15 protein-coding genes are annotated in these 15199 nt (G+C 67.1%); 11 read left to right on the top strand and 4 right to left on the bottom strand.

Going from position 1 to position 15199, the window contains the following annotated elements:
- Window positions 1-45: 45 nt before the first annotated feature.
- The 9 genes from IPP91_19055 (at window position 46) to IPP91_19015 (ending at window position 9698) form a co-directional block, all read left to right on the top strand.
- Window positions 46-1704, top strand: a complete 1659-nt coding sequence (locus IPP91_19055) for a putative 2-aminoethylphosphonate ABC transporter permease subunit (protein MBL0144141.1) — start codon at window positions 46-48, stop codon at window positions 1702-1704.
- A 15-nt stretch (window positions 1705-1719) separates the two neighbouring features.
- Window positions 1720-2853 (top strand): 2-aminoethylphosphonate--pyruvate transaminase, encoded by a 1134-nt coding sequence (locus tag IPP91_19050; GenBank protein MBL0144140.1) that lies wholly within the window; start codon window positions 1720-1722, stop codon window positions 2851-2853.
- Window positions 2854-3076: 223 nt separating this feature from the next.
- The gene (locus IPP91_19045) at window positions 3077-3907 is read left to right on the top strand and encodes a phosphonoacetaldehyde hydrolase (protein ID MBL0144139.1); all 831 of its coding nucleotides are present in this window, start codon (window positions 3077-3079) and stop codon (window positions 3905-3907) included.
- Between the two features lie 80 nt (window positions 3908-3987).
- Window positions 3988-5106, top strand: a complete 1119-nt coding sequence (gene ald / locus IPP91_19040; GenBank protein ID MBL0144138.1) for an alanine dehydrogenase — start codon at window positions 3988-3990, stop codon at window positions 5104-5106.
- 13 nt (window positions 5107-5119) lie between these two features.
- On the top strand, window positions 5120-6244 hold the full coding sequence (locus IPP91_19035) for a TIGR03364 family FAD-dependent oxidoreductase (protein MBL0144137.1): 1125 nt from the start codon (window positions 5120-5122) through the stop codon (window positions 6242-6244).
- Window positions 6245-6249: 5 nt separating this feature from the next.
- Window positions 6250-6780: a class I SAM-dependent methyltransferase gene (locus IPP91_19030; GenBank protein ID MBL0144136.1), complete on the top strand. Its 531-nt coding sequence runs from the start codon at window positions 6250-6252 to the stop codon at window positions 6778-6780.
- 66 nt (window positions 6781-6846) lie between these two features.
- Entirely contained in the window at window positions 6847-7725 is an 879-nt protein-coding gene (locus IPP91_19025; protein ID MBL0144135.1) for a 4-hydroxy-tetrahydrodipicolinate synthase, read from the top strand.
- Between the two features lie 16 nt (window positions 7726-7741).
- On the top strand, window positions 7742-8914 hold the full coding sequence (gene bamC / locus IPP91_19020; GenBank protein MBL0144134.1) for an outer membrane protein assembly factor BamC: 1173 nt from the start codon (window positions 7742-7744) through the stop codon (window positions 8912-8914).
- A gap of 22 nt (window positions 8915-8936) precedes the next feature.
- Window positions 8937-9698: an MBL fold metallo-hydrolase gene (locus IPP91_19015; GenBank protein MBL0144133.1), complete on the top strand. Its 762-nt coding sequence runs from the start codon at window positions 8937-8939 to the stop codon at window positions 9696-9698.
- Between the two features lie 64 nt (window positions 9699-9762).
- On the opposite strand, the gene IPP91_19010 is transcribed toward IPP91_19015, so the two are convergent.
- The 3 genes from IPP91_19010 to IPP91_19000 all read right to left on the bottom strand — a co-directional run bounded on the left by IPP91_19010 (window position 9763) and on the right by IPP91_19000 (window position 13172).
- Window positions 9763-10932: an IS4 family transposase gene (locus IPP91_19010; protein MBL0144132.1), complete on the bottom strand. Its 1170-nt coding sequence runs from the start codon at window positions 10930-10932 to the stop codon at window positions 9763-9765.
- A 627-nt stretch (window positions 10933-11559) separates the two neighbouring features.
- Entirely contained in the window at window positions 11560-12066 is a 507-nt protein-coding gene (locus IPP91_19005; GenBank protein MBL0144131.1) for a hypothetical protein, read from the bottom strand.
- Window positions 12063-13172: a cupin domain-containing protein gene (locus tag IPP91_19000; GenBank protein ID MBL0144130.1), complete on the bottom strand. Its 1110-nt coding sequence runs from the start codon at window positions 13170-13172 to the stop codon at window positions 12063-12065. The genes IPP91_19005 and IPP91_19000 overlap by 4 nt, the downstream gene beginning before the upstream one ends.
- 104 nt (window positions 13173-13276) lie before the next feature.
- Between IPP91_19000 and IPP91_18995 the strand changes: the two genes are divergently transcribed.
- Window positions 13277-13756 (top strand): peroxiredoxin, encoded by a 480-nt coding sequence (locus IPP91_18995; GenBank protein MBL0144129.1) that lies wholly within the window; start codon window positions 13277-13279, stop codon window positions 13754-13756.
- Entirely contained in the window at window positions 13740-14240 is a 501-nt protein-coding gene (locus IPP91_18990; GenBank protein MBL0144128.1) for a peptidylprolyl isomerase, read from the top strand. The genes IPP91_18995 and IPP91_18990 overlap by 17 nt, the downstream gene beginning before the upstream one ends.
- Here the strand turns inward: IPP91_18990 and IPP91_18985 are convergent.
- On the bottom strand, window positions 14237-15199 hold the full coding sequence (locus tag IPP91_18985) for a hypothetical protein (GenBank protein ID MBL0144127.1): 963 nt from the start codon (window positions 15197-15199) through the stop codon (window positions 14237-14239). The two genes, IPP91_18990 and IPP91_18985, sit on opposite strands and share 4 nt — an antisense overlap.

Raw genomic sequence — 15199 nt, 5'->3', positions numbered from 1 at the left:
GCGCCGGGCGCGCCGCAACTCTTCGGCGGCATCTACCAGCCGCGCCTGCGCGTCCACTGGAGCGACCGCATCGCGCACGCGATCCTGCTCGCGGCCGGGATCGGGCTCGCCGTCTTCCTGCTGGCCCCTCTCGCGACGATTCTCGTGAAGAGCATGCAGGACCGCGCGGGGGAGTTCGTCGCCTTCGCGAACTTCAGCGCCTATTTCCAGACGCCTGCGCTCCTGCGCTCGATCTGGAACAGCGTGTGGATATCCGCCCTGGTGACCGGCGTCACGATCCCGCTCGCGTTCGCGTACGCCTACGGGCTCACGCGCAGCTGCATGCCGCTCAAGGCGCTCCTGCGCAGCGTGGCGCTCGTGCCGATCCTGGCGCCCTCGCTCCTTGCCGCGATCTCCTTCATCTTCTGGTTCGGGAACCAGGGGGTCCTGAAGTTCCTGCTCGGCGACACGCAGATCTACGGCGCGCCCGGCATCGTCCTGTCGCTCGTGTTTGCCACCTTCCCGCACGCGCTCATGATCCTGGTGACGGCGCTCTCGCTCACGGACGCGCGCCTTTACGAGGCGGCCGACTCGCTCGGCACCCCCACCCTGCGCAAGTTCTTCACCATCACCCTGCCGGGGGCAAAGTACGGCCTCATCAGCGCCTGCATGGTGGTCTTCACGTACGCCCTGAGCGACTTCGGCATCCCGAAGGTGATCGGCGGCAACTTCAACATGCTCGCCACCGACATCTTCAAGCTCGTGATCGGCCAGCAGGACTTCGCCAAGGGCGCCGTGGTGTCGATCATCCTGCTCGTGCCCGTGGCGGTCACCTACCTGGTGGACGGCTACGTGCAGAAGCGCCAGTCGGCGCTCCTCACGGCGCGCTCCGTCCCCTATGTGCCCAAGCCGGCGCGCGGCTTCGACCTGGCCATGTCCGCCTATTGCTGGTTCGGCGCGATCGTGATGCTCTCCGTGCTCTGCATGGCGATGTACGCCTCCTTCATCAAGTTCTGGCCGTACGATTTCGCCATGTCGCTCGACCACTACCGCATGGGCCTGGTCGAGGCCGGGATGTTCGATTCGTACCTGAACAGCATCCGGATGGGCTTCTGGTGCGCGACGGCCGGCGCGGCGTTCATCTTCCTCACCGCCTATCTTCTCGAGAAGACCCGCGGCATGGATGCCTGGCGGCCTTTCGTGCGCCTTCTCGCCGTGCTGCCCATGGGCGTGCCGGGGATGGTGCTGGGGCTGGGCTACATCTTCTTCTTCGTGGAGGAGGGCAATCCCCTGCACGCGCTCTACGGCAGCATGACCATCCTCGTCATCTGCACGACGGTGCACTACTACACGTCGTCGCATCTCACGGCGCTCACGGCGCTCAAGCAGATCGACAGCGAGTTCGAGGCGGTGTCGGCGTCGCTGCGCGTGCCGTTCTGGCGCACCTTCTTCAGGGTGACGGTGCCGGTATGCCTGCCCGCCGTCCTGGAAATCAGCCGCTATCTGTTCGTGAATGCGATGACGACGGTCTCGGCGGTGATGTTCCTCTACTCGCCCAGGACGGTCGTGGCCTCCGTCGCGATCGTGAACCTCGACGAGGCCGGCGACATTGGCGCGGCGGCGGCGATGGCCACGCTCATCGTCTTCACCTCGGCGGCGGTTTGCGGAGTCTACTATGTGCTGCAAGTGTGGCTCGACCGGCGTACCCAGCGCTGGCGCGCCTGATTCCAGGAGACGCTCATGATCCTCGGCAACGACCCCATCCTCCTCACCCCCGGCCCGCTCACCACGTCGCTCGCGACCAAGCAGGCGATGCTGCGCGACTGGGGCTCGTGGGACGCCGGCTTCAACGCCATCACCGCCAGCATCTGCAGGGACCTCGTGGACGTGATCCACGGCGCCGGCTCGCACGTGTGCGTGCCGCTGCAGGGAAGCGGCACCTTCTCGGTGGAGGCGGCGCTGGCGAACGTGGTGCCGCGAGGCGGCAAGGTGCTCGTCCCGCAGAACGGCGCCTACTGCCAGCGGATCCTGAAGATCCTCACGTACCTCGGGCGCGACCACGTTGCGCTAGACATGCCGGAGGACGAGCATCCGACCGGCGCCATGATCGACGGCGCGCTGAGGGCCGACCCGGAGATCACGCACGTCGCGCAGGTGCACTGCGAGACGGGCACCGGCATCCTGAACCCGCTGCCGGAAATCGCGGAAGCGTGCGCACGCCACGGCAAGGGGCTCATCGTGGACGCGATGAGCTCGTTCGGCGCCATCGACATCGATGTTTCCCGATACCCGATCGATGCGGTGATCGCCGCCTCGGGCAAGTGCATCGAGGGGGTGCCGGGGATGGGCTTCGTGATGGTGAAGCAGGCGGTCCTGGAGAAGAGCCAGGGCAACTCGCACTCGCTCGCCATGGACCTCTTCGACCAGTGGACGTACATGCAGAAGACGACGCAATGGCGCTTCACGCCGCCGACGCACGTGGTCGCGGCCTTTCGCGCGGCGCTGGATCAGTTCCTGGCCGAGGGCGGGACGAAGGCGCGCGGCGCGCGCTACGCGAAGAACTGCGAGACCCTCATCGAGGGGATGGCCGGCGTGGGCTTCAACTCGTTCCTGCCGCGCGCGATCCAGGCGCCGGTCATCGTCACCTTCCACGCGCCGGGCGACCCCAACTACGCGTTCAAGCCCTTCTACGAGAAGGTGAAGGCGCGCGGCTACATCCTCTATCCCGGCAAGCTCACGAAGGTGGAGACGTTCCGTGTCGGCTGCATCGGCGCGATCGACGCGAACGAGATGCGTAACGTGGTCGGGGCGGTGGCCGAGACGCTCAGGGACATGGGGGTGAGCAAGATGGCGCCCCTGCGGGCTGCGGCCTAGTGCGTCGCCTTGGCGGACGGCCGATGGCATTGAAGGGTGATGGGCGGCGAATGGAGGAGGCCGGGGATGGGGGATTGCGATCAACCATCCCCGCCGCCTCCCAACCCAACCGCGCCCGATGCCGAATTGGTTCCATGAAGCACGAAGCAATACACTGGCGTGGTGCCAGGCAACGAACCCGAATGGGCGACCGGCCCGTTCCCAGATGACGGAGAAGACGAAAATGACGTTCACGTATCGGAGGCAGTACCGAGGCAAGCTGAAGGCCGTTGTCCTGGACTGGGCAGGCACGACGATGGATTTCGGATGCATGGCGCCCGCGGTGGTCTTCATCAAGGTCTACGAGAAGGCGGGCGTTCCGATCTCGATGGCCGAAGCCCGCCTGCCGATGGGGGCGCACAAGAAGGTCCACATCCAGAGAATCTCGGAAATCCCGACGGTGCGGGAGCGCTGGGTCGAGAAGCACGGCAAGGAACCCACCGCGGCCGACGTGGACCGGATGTTCGCCGACTTCGTGCCGATGCAGGAGGCGTGCCTCTCCGATTACTCGACGCTCATTCCGGGCACGCTCGACGTGATCGCGGAGTGCCGCCGGCGGGGCTACAGGATCGGCTCCACCTCCGGCTACCTGCCCGGCATGCTCGCCATCAACCAGGCCGATGCGAAGAAGCAGGGTTACGTCCCCGACTACACCTGCGGCGCGGGCGACGTGCCTGCCGGCCGCCCGTACCCGTACATGGTCCTCAAGAACATGATCGAGCTGCAGGTCTCGCCGGTCGAATCCCTCGTGAAGGTCGATGACACGCTCACCGGCATCGAGGAGGGCATCAACGCGGGCTCGTGGTCCATCGGCCTGGCGATCTCCGGCAACGAGGTGGGCGTGCCGCTCGCCGAATGGAACGCCATGTCCGAGAGCGTGAAGCAGGCGCATCGCGACCGCATCTATCCGACCATGTACCAGCGCGGTGCGCACTACGTGATCGACTCGATTGCCGATCTGATCCCGTGCCTGGACGACATCGAGGCACGGCTTGCGCGTGGCGAGCGGCCGTGACGGCCCCGAAGCGCCCGGGTCGATAGGAACGCCGCAGGTCCTTGCAACGGCCCGATGACGGCCACTACAGCGGAGCCGCCATGCGCATCGGCGTACCGAAGGAAATCAAGGACCACGAATACCGCGTGGGCCTCACGCCTTCCGCGGTGCGCGAGCTCGTGGCGCAAGGACACCAGGTGGTGGTCGAGCGCGGCGCCGGCGCGGGCATCAGCGCGACGGACGCGGTCTACGAGAAGGCGGGCGCCACGATATTGCCGGGGGCGGACGAGGTGTTCGCCGCCGCCGACCTGATCGTGAAGGTGAAGGAGCCGCAACCGGTCGAGATCGGGCGGCTGCGGCCGGGGCAGGTCCTCTTTACCTACCTTCACCTGGCGCCGGACCCCGAGCAGTGCAAGGGTCTCGTGGCGAGCGGGGCCGTGTGCATCGCCTACGAGACCGTGACGCAACAGGGCGGCGGGTTGCCGCTGCTCGCGCCGATGTCGGAGGTCGCCGGGCGCATGGCCGTCCAGGCGGGAGCGCATTCGCTGGAGAAGGCGCACGGCGGGATGGGCGTGCTGCTGGGAGGGGTGGCGGGCGTGGCGCCGACCAAGATCGTGATCCTCGGCGCGGGGGTGGTGGGATCGAACGCCGCCCAGATCGCCGTGGGCACCGGCGCGATCGTGGTCGTGATCGATCGCAGCATCGACGCGCTTCGCCGCATCGAACGCCTGCTGGGCGCGCGGGCGATCACCATCTTTTCAAACCGCGACAACATCGAGTCGCACCTGCTGTCGGCCGACCTGGTGATCGGGGGCGTGCTGGTTCCGGGCGCGGCTGCGCCGAAACTCGTCACGCGAGAGCACGTGGCGCGCATGAAGCCCGGCTCGGTGGTGGTGGACGTGGCGATCGACCAGGGCGGCTGTTTCGAGACGTCGCGCGCGACCACGCATACCGACCCCACGTACGTGGTCGACAGCGTGGTGCACTACTGCGTGGCCAATATGCCCGGGGCGGTGCCGCGCACGTCCACGTATGCGCTCAATAACGCGACGCTTCCCTTCACGCAGCAACTGGCGGCGCTCGGCTGGAAGAAGGCGCTCGCGGCCAACCCGCATCTGATGTCCGGCCTGAACGTGTGCGAAGGGAAGGTCACGTACCGCGAGGTGGCGCAGGCGCTGGGCTACGCCTTCAGCGACCCGGAGCCGCTCGTCGCGGCCTGAGCAGGACAAGGTCATGACCTCTGCGCCGGATCTCGCCATCGTCGGCGCGGGGATCGTCGGCCTTGCCCACGCGCTTGCGGCGGCTAAGCGCGGGCTGAAGGTGGCGGTTCTCGATCGCGATCCGCAGGTCCGCGGGGCCTCGATCCAGAACTTCGGCTTCGTCACCGTCACGGGCCAGGCCGAGGGCGACACGCGCAGGCGCGCCCTGCGTTCGCGTGACGTGTGGGCGCAGGTGGCGCCGCAGGCCGGGATCGCGGTGCTGCAGCGCGGCGCGCTCATCGTGGCCCGCCGCCCCGAGGCGCGCGAGCTGCTCGCAGCCTATGCGGCCGGTCCGCACGGCGAGGGCTGCGAGCTGCACGACGCGATCCACGCGCGCCGTCGCTGGCCGATGCTCGCCCCGGGGCTTTCCGGAGCGCTCTGGAGCCCGCACGAGTTGCGGGTGGAGCCGCGCGAGGCCCTGCCGCGGCTCGCGCGCTGGCTGGAGGAGGCGCACGGCGTCGCGTTCCATCGCGGCATGGCGGTCACCGGCATCGATTCGCGTGGCGTGCACCACGCCGAGGGTACGATCGCGGCGGGTTCGGTCATTGCGGCGCCCGGTGCCGGACTGCGCGCCCTTTTCCCGGGGGTTTCACGCCGAGCGGGCTTGCGCGAGTGCCGGCTGCAGATGCTGCGGACCGTCCCGCAGCCGCCGGCGTTCCGTCTCGATTCCGTGTTGATGTCCGACCTGAGCCTCGTCCGGTACGAGGGCTTCGCGGCCCTGCGCCCGGCGGCGGCGCTCAGGGCGAGGCTCGAGGCGGACGCGGGCGAGTCGCTGGCGCGCGGTGTGCACCTCATCGTGGCACAAGGGGCCGACGGCGCCCTGGTCGTGGGCGATTCGCACGATTACGCGCAGGTCGCGGAGCCGTTTTCCCTGGAGTCCGTGGACGCGCTCATCCTCGACGAGTTGGACGCGGTGCTCGACCTGCCGCGTCCGGGAGTGGCAGAGCGGTGGATGGGGGTCTATCCCGTGGCGGACGTTGCGCCGCTGCTGCGGGAGGCGGTGGCCGATCGCATTCGCGTCGTGGTGGTCACCAGCGGAACCGGCATGAGCACCGCCTTCGCTATCGGCGAGGAGACGGTCGCGGAACTGTTCGGGTAGGGAGCATGGCTGCGCACCTGGCGAACCTTTCCCCGTCATCGTGGGTCGTCCGGTGGGCGAGCCTGATCCACCCCGGTGGGCAGGTGCTCGATCTCGCCTGCGGATCCGGCCGCCATGCGCGCTTGCTCGCGATGCAGGGCTTCGAGGTCGTGGCCGTCGATCGCGCCCCAGGGCTCTTCATCGACCCGCCCGCGGGCGTCGAGCTCCTGGGCGCTGATCTCGAGGCGGGCGCGTGGCCCTTCGAGGGCCGGCGATTCGACGCGATCGTGGTGACCCACTACCTGCACCGGCCGCTGCTTCCGATTCTCGCCGGATCGCTCGAGCCGGACGGCGTGCTGGTCTACGAGACCTTCGCCCGCGGCAACGAGCGGTTCGGCAAGCCCTCCAATCCCGACTTCCTCCTGACTCCGGGAGAGCTCCTCGAAGCGTTCCGGGGAAAGCTGCGCGTGGTGGCCTACGAGGACATCGTTGTCACCGACCCTCGGCCGGCCGCCATCCAGCGCCTATGCGCCCGCCGGGAGGGTTCCGGCGCATAGGCCGCCGTTGGCGCGGGCGAATGCGGTAAAATCGCGGTCTTTGGACCTCCTCGGGCCCTGTAAACCATGCTCACCGGAAGCCTCGTCGCGATCGTCACGCCCATGCTGGCGGACGGTGCGCTCGACACCCCAAGTTTCAAGGCCCTGCTCGACTGGCACATCGCCGAAGGCACGGACGGCGTCGTCGTCGTCGGCACGACGGGAGAGTCGCCCACCGTGGACGTGGACGAGCACTGCCTGCTCATCAGGACGGCGGTGGAGCACGCCAAGGGCCGCATCCCGATCATCGCGGGTACCGGGGCCAACTCCACGAGCGAGGCGATCGAGCTCGCGAAATTCGCGAAGGAAGTCGGGGCGGATTATTCCCTCTCCGTCGTCCCGTACTACAACAAGCCTTCCCAGGAGGGGCTGTACCGGCACTTCAAGGCCATCGCCGAGGCGGTGGACCTGCCGATGATCCTCTACAACGTCCCCGGCCGGACAGTGGCGGACATGGCGACGGATACCACGCTTCGTCTCGCGCAGGTGCCCGGCATCGTGGGCATCAAGGACGCGACCGGCAATCTGGAGCGCGGCTCCGATCTGCTCAAGCGCAAGCCCGGGCCGTTCCTCGTCTTTTCCGGCGACGACGGCACCGCGCTCGCGTACATGCTGCTCGGCGCCCATGGCGACATCTCCGTCACCGCCAACGTGGCGCCTCGCGCGATGCACGAGATGTGCGCGGCGGCAGTCGCCGGCGACACGAAGCGGGCGATCACGTTGAATCAGCGGCTGCTTCCGTTGCACCAGAAGCTCTTCGTCGAAGCCAATCCCATCCCCGTGAAATGGGCGCTTGCCCGCATGGGCCGCATCGGCGAGGGAATCCGCCTGCCGCTCACCCCGCTCGCCCCTGCCTTCCACGAAACCGTGACCGGCGCGCTGCGCGACGCGGGTTGCCTCTCCTGAACCGGAATCCCCCTCCATGACACGCATTCGCACGCTTGCATTCGTTCTCGCTCCGCTCGTCCTCGCATCCGGATGCGGAATCTTCAAGACGGAGCAGCAGCAGCGCGAGGCGCGCACGCGCGAACGGCCCCTCGAAGTGCCGCCGGACCTGACCACGCCCGCCGTGGACGAGCGCTTTGCGGTGCCGGATCCGAAGGCATCCACGAGCTACTCGCAGTACAACAAGGACCGCGCGGGCGCCCCGCAGGGGACGCCGGCCGCTCGCGCCGCGACCCCGTCGGGCGTCCTGCCGGCGGTGCCGAACGCGCGCATCGAGCGCGAGGGGAACCAGCGCTGGATCGTCGCGAAAGCCGAGCCCGCCGAGGTCTGGCCCATCGTCCGCGCCTTCTGGCAGGACATGGGCTTCTCGATCGCGCGCGAATCCGTCGAGGCCGCGTTCCTGGAAACCAACTGGCAGGAGACGCGACCGAAGATCGAGACCACCGGAATCCGTGGCGTCATGGAGCGCGTCCTGCCAGGCATGTATTCCACGGGTGAACGGGACCGCTTCCGTACCCGCCTCGAGCGCGGACTGGAACCGGGAACGACCGAGATCTACGTGAGCCATCGTGGCCTGGAAGAGGTGTACCCCTCGCAGATGCAGGACACGACCGTCTGGCAGCCCCGCGGCACGGGCAGCGACCGGGATCTGGAGGGCGAGATGCTCGCGCGTCTGCTGCTGAAGCTGGCCGACCCGGCGAAACCGGTTGCGCCCGCTTCGCCGGGCAAGCCGGGAACGGTTCCTTCGGTGGTCACCGCCGCCACGATCATCGCGCCCAATGCCACCGTCCAGAACAATGGCGCCGGACCCCTGGTCGTGAATGACGGCTTCGATCGCGCGTGGCGCCGGGTTGGCCTCGCCCTGGACCGGACGGGCTTCACTGTCGAGGATCGCGACCGTTCCAAGGGCACCTACTTCGTCCGCTATTTCGACCCGGATGCGGCCGGTGCGACCTCCAACGAGGGCTTCCTCGACAAGCTGGCGTTCTGGCGGCCGGCGGCGAAGCCCGCGCTGCCGCAGTATCGCGTGCAGGTCACCGAGTCCAACAGCACGTCTTCGCAGGTGGTGGTGCAGAACGCGAAGGGCGAGGCGGAGGCTTCCCCCACGTCCAAGCGGATCCTGGCGCTCCTCCTCGAGCAGCTGAAGTAGCGGGGCGGGCGCGCCGATGGCGCTGCGTTTCGCCTCCCTCGGGAGCGGAAGTTCCGGCAACGGGCTGGTGGTCGAGCGGGGAGCGACCCGCATCCTCATGGACTGCGGGTTCGGGCTGGGCGACACCGCATTCCGGCTCGGGAAGCTGGGCCTTGCGCCGGCCAACCTTGCGGCGATCGTCGTGACCCACGAGCACACCGATCATCTCGGAGGCGTGGCGCGGTTCGCGAAACGCCATGCGATTCCCGTGCACCTCACGCGCGGTACCGCCCTTTCCCTGCCACTGGATTTTCCCGCCACCCTCGTGCGCTTCATCGATCCGCACGCGACGTTCGATGTGGGGGACCTGCTCGTGGATCCGTTCCCGGTGCCCCATGACGCGAGGGAACCGGTGCAGTACGTCTTCTCCGACGGCGCGGCGCGGCTGGCGGTGGTGACGGACCTGGGAATGTCCACGCTGCACGTCGAGGAAAAACTCTCGGGGTGCGACGCGTTGGTGCTGGAGTGCAACCACGACGCGGAAATGCTCGCGGGCGGATCCTATCCGAAGGTCCTCAAGGAACGCATCGCGGGGCGTTTCGGCCACCTTGAAAACGCGGCGTCCGCGGCGATCGTGTCGCGCATCGACTGTTCGCGCCTGAAGCACATCCTCGCTGCCCACCTCTCCAGGGAAAACAACCGGCCGGAGCTCGCCACGGCCGCCCTGGCCGGTGCCCTGGGTTGCGAGGAGTCCTGGGTGGGCGTGGCGACGCAGGACGAGGGCTTTGCCTGGCGGGAAGTCTAGGGAATAGGGAAAGGGGTGAAAAATGGGACGGGATGAAAAAGGGGACAGACCCACTACTGTCCGGTTAAAAACCGAGAAGAGTCAGTTGGTTGGGGTTGAGGGGGTTGGTCAAGAGTCGCGCATCGTCGACAAGGGCTTGTTGCAGCGGCATTTTTTCGAATACGGTGACCGAGAGAATCTGTAGCAGCGTGTAGAGCGAGGCTTCGAGATGCAACTCCTTTTTCACGATGGCCACCAGCACGTAGACGGATACGGCCGTCCAGATTTGTGTCTTGACGGCGTTCTCCGTGGTGCCATAGAAGCGCTTGATCCGCAGATGCTGCTTGATCCACTTGAAGAACAGCTCGACCTGCCAACGGCTCTTGTAGAGCGCGGCGATCGTCAATGCCGGCAGGGTCGTATTGTTGGTCAGGAACACCAGGGTCTTGCCCGATTCGGGCACCTTGAAGCGGATGCGACGCAACTGCTCGGGGTAGTCGTTTCTCGCATAGAAGCCGTTGAGGGCGATGGTTTGGTCGCAGATCACGCCGGTGCTGCGGTCGCTGGGGGCGGAGTACAGGCGCCTGGCATCCATGTTCGATCGGGCGCGGGTGACGAAGAACGCCGCCGCCTGGTGCAGGACGTAGAGTCGAGCGTAGTCGGTGTAGCCGCGATCCATGACGTAGAAGGCGCCGGACTCGGGCACCAGAAGATCGAGCACATTGACGTCGTGCAGCTTGCCGTCGCTGACGTGGATGAAGCTCGGGATGTTGCCGCGCAGATCGAGCAGGGTGTGCATCTTCACCGCGGCTTTGGTCGAGCAGAAGTGCGCCCAAGGAAACACCGACAGGCACAGGTCGATGGTGGTCGAATCCAGCGCGTATACCGTGTTGGCCAGATCCACGGCAAGGCTGTCCGAGGCGTACAAGTGGCGCGCCCGGCGAATCAGCACTTGCGCGAAATCGGCCCAGATTCGCCAGTCGCGCGACTCGTTGGCATCGGCCAGCGTGGAGCGCGCTACCGCTTCGCGCAAACCCATGTGATAGAGCTTGCCGGCTTGCGCCGACAGGCACGCTTCGATGTCGCGAAGGCTCTCCCGCCACGTCAGCTGTGCAAACGCCAAGACGCGGAACTGCTCGGCGCAATTGAGTGTGCGCACGCGTTGGTCGCCACCGTAGCGAGTCACGATGCGCCGGAAACTCGTCCAGGGCACGAAGTCCATGATCTGCGCGAACAGCGTCTTGCCGACGTACATGAGCGTCCCCGGGCTTGTGATACCCGAGAACATCGCCGAAACCGGCAATCACATTCAAGTCGGCACCAAGCTGAATCATCCGTAACGTCTCGTCAGATAAGACATTTTTGTCTCACCCCGTCACGTTAACCGGACAGTAGTGGGACAGACCCCTTTTCCATCCCTTTCCCCAGGCGAAAAAAAGCCGGCCCGAGGGCCGGCTTTTTCCTGCCGTGAAGCCCGTTTACTTCTTCGGGGCTTCGGCGGGCTTCGCGTCGGCCTTGGGGGCTTCGGCGGGTTTGGCAGCGTCTGCGGCCGGAGCGCCGGCGGCGGGCGCGGCGACGGGCGCTTCAGCGGGCTTCGGCGCTTCGGCGGGCTTCGGCGCCTCGACCTTGGGGGCGGGCGCGGGGCGGGGGCTTCGGTCTTGCCGCAGGCGACGACGCCGGCAGCCAGGAGGATGGCGAGGAGGTAGGAAGCTTTCATGAGGTCGGATCCTTGGGGATGGGTGTCTATGGGGTGAGTTCTTGGGCCGGACATCGGCGAATGCTGCAATGCAGAATGCCATAGCCGCTGCCCAAGGCCAGCGCAAAATCATACCATCGCCCGGATCCCTTGAATAGCCCGTTTAAGCGAAAAAACCCTGTCGCTTCAAAGGCCAGTGGTGGTCGAGCTGACCGCGGGCTCGGACAGCTCCCAGATTTCCTCGAAGCGGTCCTTGAGGGGGGAAGCGTCGGCCGGAGAGTGCAGTGCAACAATGGCGCGCAACTGGTCATGGTGCTGCTGGTGCCAGACGCTGTGGTCGTCGGCCAGCACGAAGGGATCGCAGGCGTTGCGCGCCTGGCCGACCGTCCGGTGGATCGCTATGGAGGCGGGGAGCTGGCGCAGCAGCATCATCAGGCGCGGCTCGTGGCGCTCGAGCAGTTCGGGCTCATGCAGCGCGATCCTCAGGCGGTGCGCCCGGCCGGCGAGCAGGAATTGGCGCAGCGTCTCCATGCGCGCCGGGCTGCCGAATCCGCGCTGGTCAAGGGTGTAGTCGAAAATGCAGAGGGATTTCTGCGCGACGGAAATGACCTCGTCGATGGCCTGTCTCGATTCCGCCATGCCTGCAATCTGCCGGTAGGCGGGGTGGGGTTCGGGCTTGCCGAGCGTGCTCATGGTGTCTTCTCCTCGCCCAGGTGAAGGACGCCCCGGGAGTGCCATTCGTGGGCCAGTTCCCGGAACGCCGATGGCGCGCGCGCCGTCGTTTCAAGCGTGCGCGAGTCCGCGAGCTTGCGCAACCACGCCGCACATGGCCCGCGCGCGGACACTGCCTCGCCATTGAGGAAGAACATGCCCCCGGCGTAGAGCAGGCGCGCGCGCCTGTCCAGCACCAGCCCGCGGCGCGCGGCGGCCGCCTCGAACCGCGCCCGGGGCAGGGGACGCGCCCGTGGCGTGAAGTACACATGCCCCTTGGGCTCGGACAGGAACCGGCCCGCGAATTCGAGTGCGTCGCGCCCGCTCCAGCGGATGCGGTCGAGCGTTTGCGCGACGTGCTCGACGAGTTCCGCGGGAATGCGCCCTGCTCCGCGCGCAGGTTTCAGGTCCGGGTCGGCGTGGCGTCCGGCGAGATCGAGGCGCTCGCCGAGATAGTCGAGGAAGCCGGCGGCTATCTCCGCGTCCGAGGGCGCACGAAAGCCCACGGACCAGGTCAGGCATTCGCTCTGCGCAATCCCGTAGTGCGCGACGTCGGGGGGCAGGTAGAGCATGTCGCCGGCCTCGAGCACCCATTCCTCCTCGGGCTCGAAGCGCGCGAGGATCTTCAGGTCCAGCCCCGGGACGAAATCGAGATCCCGCTGCCCCGAGACCTGCCAGTGGCGCCGGCCCGTGCCCTGGATGAGAAAGACGTCGTACGAATCCACGTGCGGCCCGACGGTTCCGCCCGGGACCGCGTAGCTGACCATCAGGTCGTCCACGCGCGCGTGCGGGATGAACGAGAAGCGCGCGAGCAGCGCCGCGGCGGCGGCGCTGAAATGGTTGGTGTCCTGCACGAGGACGGTCCAGTCCTTGCGCGGCCGCCGTTCGAGCACCTTGCGCGTGAACGGACCGTGCTCGAGCGACCACCAGGGACCGGCGCGCTTCACGATTCGCGATTCGGCATCGGGCGATTGCGCAAGCGCGAGCACCTCCCGGACGCCGAGAGGGTCGGCGAAACCGGGGAAGGCGCCGCGCACCAGCAACGGGCGCTTCTGCCAGTATTCGCGAAGGAATCGCGCGGCCGGCATCGGGCCCGGAAAGCTCCCCCTTGCCGCATCCTGTCGCCCGCCGCCGGGCCCACCCTTGCGCGCCATGAAATCCGCTAGAATCGATTCGAGTCCTGAGGATACCCATGTTACAGGTTGGACATCCGGCCCCGTCCTTTTCGCTGCCCGACGCCAGCATGGAGATGATGCATCTCTCCAGCTTCCGCGGGAAATTGAACGTCGTCCTCTTCTTCTACCCGAGGGACGGGACGCCCGGCTGCACCATGCAGGCGACCGATTTCAGCGACCTCGAGCAGGAATTCGTGAAGCTCGACACCATCGTCTTCGGGGTCTCGCGTGACGACGTCCTGTCGCACGCGGCGTTTCGCGACGCGCAGGGGCTCTCGGTGCAACTCCTCTCGGACAACGATTCCGTGGTGTGCCGCAAATACGACGTGCTCGAGAAGAAGGTGGTGGACGGGCGGCCCAGGGAGAGCCTTACGCGCTCGACCTTCATCATCGACAAGAAGGGGATCCTGCGGCACATCCTTCGCGACGTGAACCCGAAAGACCATGCCGACGAGGTGCTGGAGGCGTTGAAGGCGCTCAATGGCCGGGCAAATTGAAGCGGGCAGCATTGTCACCATTTCCTACGAGCTTCGCGATGCCGACAGTCAGTTGCTCGACGAGCCCGGAACGACGGTCGCCTATCTTCACGGCGGGTATGGCGGCATCTTCCCCAAGGTGGAAGCGGCCCTCGAGGGCAACGGCGCCGGCCATGAAGTCGCGCTGAACCTCCTGCCGGAGGATGCGTTCGGCGAATACGATCCCCTGCTCCTGCGTGTCGAGCCCCGTGACGTCTTCCCGGAAGTGCTCCAGGTCGGGATGCGCTTCGAGGGCGTTCCGGGCGATGCCCCCGCGGACGACCTCCTCGTCTATACGGTGACCGGCATTGCCGACGACCAGGTCGTGGTGGATGGAAACCATCCGCTCGCGGGCGAGCGCATCTGGTTCAAGTGCACGGTGAACGAAGTGCGCTCGGCAACGCCCGAGGAGCTTCGCCACGGCCATGCGCACGGTGAGAGTGCGCCGGAGGGTGACGAGGGCTAGCCGCCAGAGGGCGACTCCGTTCTCGGCTCGAACCGGAAGAGTTCCGCATCGCCCGGATCGACGGTGACCCTCACCCAGCCCACCACGGGACTGCCGAAGGTCTCCAGCCGCTGCGCGTTGTCCACGCGGTTTCCGCCTGCGTCGACGAATGGCCGGTCCACGCGATAGGTGTGCGTGTCGCCGTGCACGAAAAGGAGCGGCTTCCCGAGGCGCCTGGCGCCCGCTGCCACCTGCGCCAGAAGCGCGTCGTACACCTTGTCGCGGCTTGTCTCCCACGGATTTGCATGCGTCACCAGCACCAGTGCGCGACGGTCGGCGCCTTCCGTCAGGCGCAGCGCCCCCTCGATCCAGGCCCGGTTGGCCGTGGCACGGCAGCGCTGGTCCGCATCGCTGGCCGCATCGAAGCCGCGATTGTCGTTGCTGCCCGCCACGTGAATCGTCGCGAACACCACGCCGTTCTTCGTCCAGAGCCGGTTTTCCGGCAGTCCGGGGCACAGGCATTGCGTGCCCTGCCTTTCCGCGCAGGCCTCCTGCCTGGCAAGCGGCATGCGCGAGCGGCCCAGGGACCAGGAGTCGGCGAAGAACACTTCCCGCAGTTTCGCAAGCCGGTCGAGAGGATCCATCTTTCCGTTCGACTCGCGGCGGCAGTCGGTCCAGTCGTTGTCGCCGGGCGTGAGGACTAGTGCAAGGCGGGAAGCGTCCAGGCGCGCCCGGCGGTCGGCGTAGAGCGCGTCGGTGCAGGGTGAGTCGCTTGCGGACTTGAAGTCGCCCACGTACACGACGAAGGCAAGCGGCTCAACGCCCACCCTCGCAAGCATCGCGTCGAAATCCACGCCTTCGTGTTCACTGTATGGTGCATCGCCCATGACCGCGAAGGAAAACGCGTCTGGATGCGGCGGCTTCGAGGCGCATCCTGCCAGGGCGAGTGCAACGAACACCGGGGCGAAGGCATGTTTCAT

The organism is Betaproteobacteria bacterium, from assembly GCA_016720855.1.
GTDB lineage: Bacteria > Pseudomonadota > Gammaproteobacteria > Burkholderiales > Usitatibacteraceae > FEB-7.
Note: the sequence above shows the minus strand (reverse complement) of the source record. Positions and strands in the feature narration are given on the sequence as shown.

Bases quoted from the DNA above. Each gene is read 5' to 3' on its own strand.
- IPP91_19045 (MBL0144139.1), top strand. From the start codon at position 3,077: ATGACGTTCACGTATCGGAGGCAGTACCGAGGCAAGCTGAAGGCCGTT.
- IPP91_18985 (MBL0144127.1), bottom strand. From the start codon at position 15,199: ATGAAACATGCCTTCGCCCCGGTGTTCGTTGCACTCGCCCTGGCAGGA.
- IPP91_19050 (MBL0144140.1), top strand. From the start codon at position 1,720: ATGATCCTCGGCAACGACCCCATCCTCCTCACCCCCGGCCCGCTCACC.
- ald (MBL0144138.1), top strand. From the start codon at position 3,988: ATGCGCATCGGCGTACCGAAGGAAATCAAGGACCACGAATACCGCGTG.
- IPP91_18995 (MBL0144129.1), top strand. From the start codon at position 13,277: ATGTTACAGGTTGGACATCCGGCCCCGTCCTTTTCGCTGCCCGACGCC.
- IPP91_19000 (MBL0144130.1), bottom strand. From the start codon at position 13,172: ATGCCGGCCGCGCGATTCCTTCGCGAATACTGGCAGAAGCGCCCGTTG.
- IPP91_19025 (MBL0144135.1), top strand. From the start codon at position 6,847: ATGCTCACCGGAAGCCTCGTCGCGATCGTCACGCCCATGCTGGCGGAC.
- IPP91_19005 (MBL0144131.1), bottom strand. From the start codon at position 12,066: ATGAGCACGCTCGGCAAGCCCGAACCCCACCCCGCCTACCGGCAGATT.
- bamC (MBL0144134.1), top strand. From the start codon at position 7,742: ATGACACGCATTCGCACGCTTGCATTCGTTCTCGCTCCGCTCGTCCTC.
- IPP91_18990 (MBL0144128.1), top strand. From the start codon at position 13,740: ATGGCCGGGCAAATTGAAGCGGGCAGCATTGTCACCATTTCCTACGAG.
- IPP91_19035 (MBL0144137.1), top strand. From the start codon at position 5,120: ATGACCTCTGCGCCGGATCTCGCCATCGTCGGCGCGGGGATCGTCGGC.
- IPP91_19010 (MBL0144132.1), bottom strand. From the start codon at position 10,932: ATGTACGTCGGCAAGACGCTGTTCGCGCAGATCATGGACTTCGTGCCC.
- IPP91_19030 (MBL0144136.1), top strand. From the start codon at position 6,250: ATGGCTGCGCACCTGGCGAACCTTTCCCCGTCATCGTGGGTCGTCCGG.